This is a genomic window from Psychrobacter sp. ANT_H3 (genome assembly GCF_027919975.1).
GTDB lineage: Bacteria > Pseudomonadota > Gammaproteobacteria > Pseudomonadales > Moraxellaceae > Psychrobacter > Psychrobacter maritimus.
Map to the genome: position 1 here is coordinate 1 of NZ_JAQISM010000046.1, position 3,336 is coordinate 3,336.

4 protein-coding genes are annotated in these 3,336 nt (G+C 35.4%); 3 read left to right on the forward strand and 1 reads right to left on the reverse strand.

Features of this window, described 5'->3' with window-relative positions:
- Nucleotides 1-356: 356 nt before the first annotated feature.
- The 3 genes from repM to PG901_RS13505 all read left to right on the forward strand — a co-directional run bounded on the left by repM (nt 357) and on the right by PG901_RS13505 (nt 2,371).
- A complete protein-coding gene (repM, locus tag PG901_RS13495) occupies nt 357-1,304 on the forward strand; it encodes a replication initiation protein RepM (protein WP_181716895.1) in 948 nt (315 codons plus the stop codon).
- 269 nt (nt 1,305-1,573) lie between these two features.
- A complete protein-coding gene (locus PG901_RS13500) occupies nt 1,574-1,885 on the forward strand; it encodes a mobilization protein MobS (protein WP_181716896.1) in 312 nt (103 codons plus the stop codon).
- Between the two features lie 18 nt (nt 1,886-1,903).
- Nucleotides 1,904-2,371: a hypothetical protein gene (locus PG901_RS13505; RefSeq protein ID WP_181716894.1), complete on the forward strand. Its 468-nt coding sequence runs from the start codon at nt 1,904-1,906 to the stop codon at nt 2,369-2,371.
- Between the two features lie 222 nt (nt 2,372-2,593).
- Here PG901_RS13505 and PG901_RS13510 read toward each other — a convergent pair whose 3' ends face one another.
- Entirely contained in the window at nt 2,594-2,911 is a 318-nt protein-coding gene (locus tag PG901_RS13510; protein WP_028860008.1) for a hypothetical protein, read from the reverse strand.
- Nucleotides 2,912-3,336 lie beyond the last annotated feature (425 nt).

Below are 3,336 nucleotides of genomic sequence, written 5' to 3' on the forward strand. Positions count from 1 at the left end.
GTGATAATTTCTGATCCTAAATTTATCAAAAAAATAAGCTTAGCAAATCTCTTAAATTGTCTTAAATTTTGCGTTTGGTAGCGGATTATTTAGATACATATTCTTAGGTTTTGGTGTTTTTAATGTTTTTAAAAGCTTTTAAGAGCTTTTACGTCCGCTGTAACCCTTGCCAGTCATAGCTATTAACCTCCATACCCTTACGTTTAGCGACCCATACCCTTACGTTTAGCGACCCATACCCTTACGTTTAGCGACCCATACCCTTACGTTTAGCGACCTTATAATTACAATGTATTTGAAGTTGTAATTTAATGATATTATAGTATTTATATCGACCGTCAACGAGCAAGTAAATAATGAGCAAGTTAGTGACTAAACATAATAAATTAATCAGCGCCAGTTACTCGCTTGGCGTACCTGAGCAGCGCATTATCTTCTTGGCCATTGTTGTAGCAAGGGAACAAGAGAAGTTGATTGATGCTAGAGGATTGCTACAAATCCATGCAAGCAGCTACCAAGAACAATTTAAGGTAGAAAAGCATTCAGCTTATAAAGCATTGAAAAGCGCGGCCAAAGGCTTATTTGACGCTCATTTTGAATATGATGATATTCACGAACAGACAGGTAAAGATGCCAATAATTTTATCAGATGGGTACAAAAGATAAGGTATATTAATGCGGCTGGAATGATTGAGTTACAGTTTACAGATGACGTTATACCATTGATAACGAGACTAACCGAGCAGTACACAGAATACGATCTAAAGCAGGTTAGTGAGTTGCAAAGCGAATATGCAATCAGGTTGTATGAGTTGATGATGCAATGGCAGTCTGTTGGTAAAACCAACCAGATAACGATTGATAACTTGCGTAAAAAACTAGGCGTTAAGCCTGAGCAATATAAGCAGATGTGTAATTTTAAAACGAGAGTACTAGATCATGCTGTCAAACAGATTAATGATTATACCGACATAACAGTCAAGTACGATCAGCATAAGACAGGTAAAACTATTACCGCCATATCATTTATATTTAAGAAAAAGCAGATACTTGACCCAGCTAAGAATAAAAAAAGAGATAGTGCCACTCCTGACTTGTTCCATAAAATGACTGATAGCCAAGTAAAAACATTCAGCGCCAAGCTTGCTGCCTTACCTGAACTTGGCAGTAATGCACCTATTGGTAAAAGTACTGCTGAGTTTGCCGCTATTATTGCTAATGATCTTGTAGACGAAAATAAGCAAGCCCAGTATATGCCCTATCTTGCAAAGTTAGGTTATCAACCTAAAAAGCATAAGACATAGCGATATTCTAAAATCACTAGATAATCAGTTTTTGCTTTTTTTGCACTACATATTTTCGTAGTGCTGGGGGTGTGGGGGTTGACCCCTGCCGATGTTTTGATTTTATAAATGTGTGACCGTTAGGGATAAACATTTGTAAAGTCGAAAACTCGCACTTAGTCAGTGGGACTCAACCATCCGTCAATTAACTATATCATAAACTGTTGTTAGGTATTGCCGAAGTTGTTATAGTTGGAATAACTATAATTTTGATGATTTAAGGATATGATATGAGCTTACTTGGTGGTAATGATTTGAAAGAGCAGCAGAAGATTAACGAGCTTGAGCTTAAGATAAATAGGGAGAAACAGAAGTTAGATAAGAAGCTGACACGTCAAAAAATACTACTCGGTGCTTTTTTGGTAGATGCTTTAGAGAAGGATTCTGTACAGGGGCTAAAGGAATATACAGCTGACAACCTATTAAGTTTTCTGACCAGACAGACAGATAAGGATTTAATGGTAGATTTAGTAAAGGGGCTTAGGGGTAGAGTTAATATTGAAAATAATAATGAACCTAAAGCAGACTTTGAATCACTTTAACAATTTGAGAGCTTATATATGTCAAAGCATTTTATTTCACTAATTACGGTATTGGCTCTAATATCAGTTTCAGGTTGTGCTACTACAAATAATATATCTTTAGAGAAAAAAGAACCTAATGCTGGGTTTATGGAGCAATACCAATCGAATATTGCTAATCTTAAGAAATATGATCTTTTTAGTTATAAAGTTGAGACATACGAACCGAGAATTTTGGTTGGTTATTCTGGACGTTTTGAATGGGATAAAAATTGCCTAGAGTTTGTATCAGACGACTCCAATAAAAAATATACTCCAATGTTTCCAATTCAAAGCACTACAATAAACGGTGATGGAACTAGGTTCAACGTGTCAGGAATTAAATTTTCTATTGGTGATAATGTAGTATTGGGGGGATCTTTTACAAAAGCATCAGATAATAAAGTTTCATTATTTACTGAAGGTAATCCCGAGTGCTTGTTAGAGGAAACCATGACTATTATTTAGTCTCAACTTGTATGCCCAAAAAATATATATTCAGCGCAGTCTAAAGGTATGGTTCCCTAGTGAGGACTTGAATTTTTGGCTGTGTGCTATATACGATAGTAGATACAGCCATCAAGATTATGACAGTGTACTTGGTGGTGTACATGAAATTAATACACCAGACCTAACTTCCATACATTTATCTTTCTTCATTCTCGGGCATATATAAATCACCACCACTTTCTATAATTTCGTTACCAATTTTTTGCATATAAAATCAACACTTTCTTCATCTTGCCGATCAAACTCGTAAACAAAATTACCTATAAATTCATTAACTGGATAGTTGTACTTATAAATAACAATACTAATCTCATTCTGAAGGTCAAAAAGGCTTCTGATGATCTCTTTAGCGCTATCGGCATCTAGATTTTCTATAGAAGCTAACCTTTTTTTAATTTCGCTTTCATAGTATCTCAATACAGAATTTATCTCTGATTTACTTTTAGTGTATAAATCTAAAGCCTCTATAAGTGTAAGAATGCGTTCATCCATCATCATCTTCTCTCATTTTAATCATTTACTTATCTTCAGATAACTTATTAGGGTATACCCCAAGGGAACCAGTTGTTTAGCCCCTCAAACCTATTAACAGACTACTTAAAACAGACTGGTATAATGGAACCACTTATAACAGACTGTTTGAATAAAAAAGATGGTTAGTAACCTCTTTTTAGCAAAATTCTATATAACTGTGGTCGCTCCCTCTCCCTTTGGTATCATAATCGCTCTCTAGCGCTCGTTTAAGCATCTTCTAGGCCCTAATTACCCATAAGTACCTAATAACTGTCTTAGCATCCCTAACAAGCCTATAAGACAGTTTGAGTAGCTGCTTAGCAAAACACTTCAACAAACTGAACTTTTACAGTCAATTTGAAATGACAGTTAACTGTAAGGTGCCACTAATCTTGAACCATTCCTAGGAT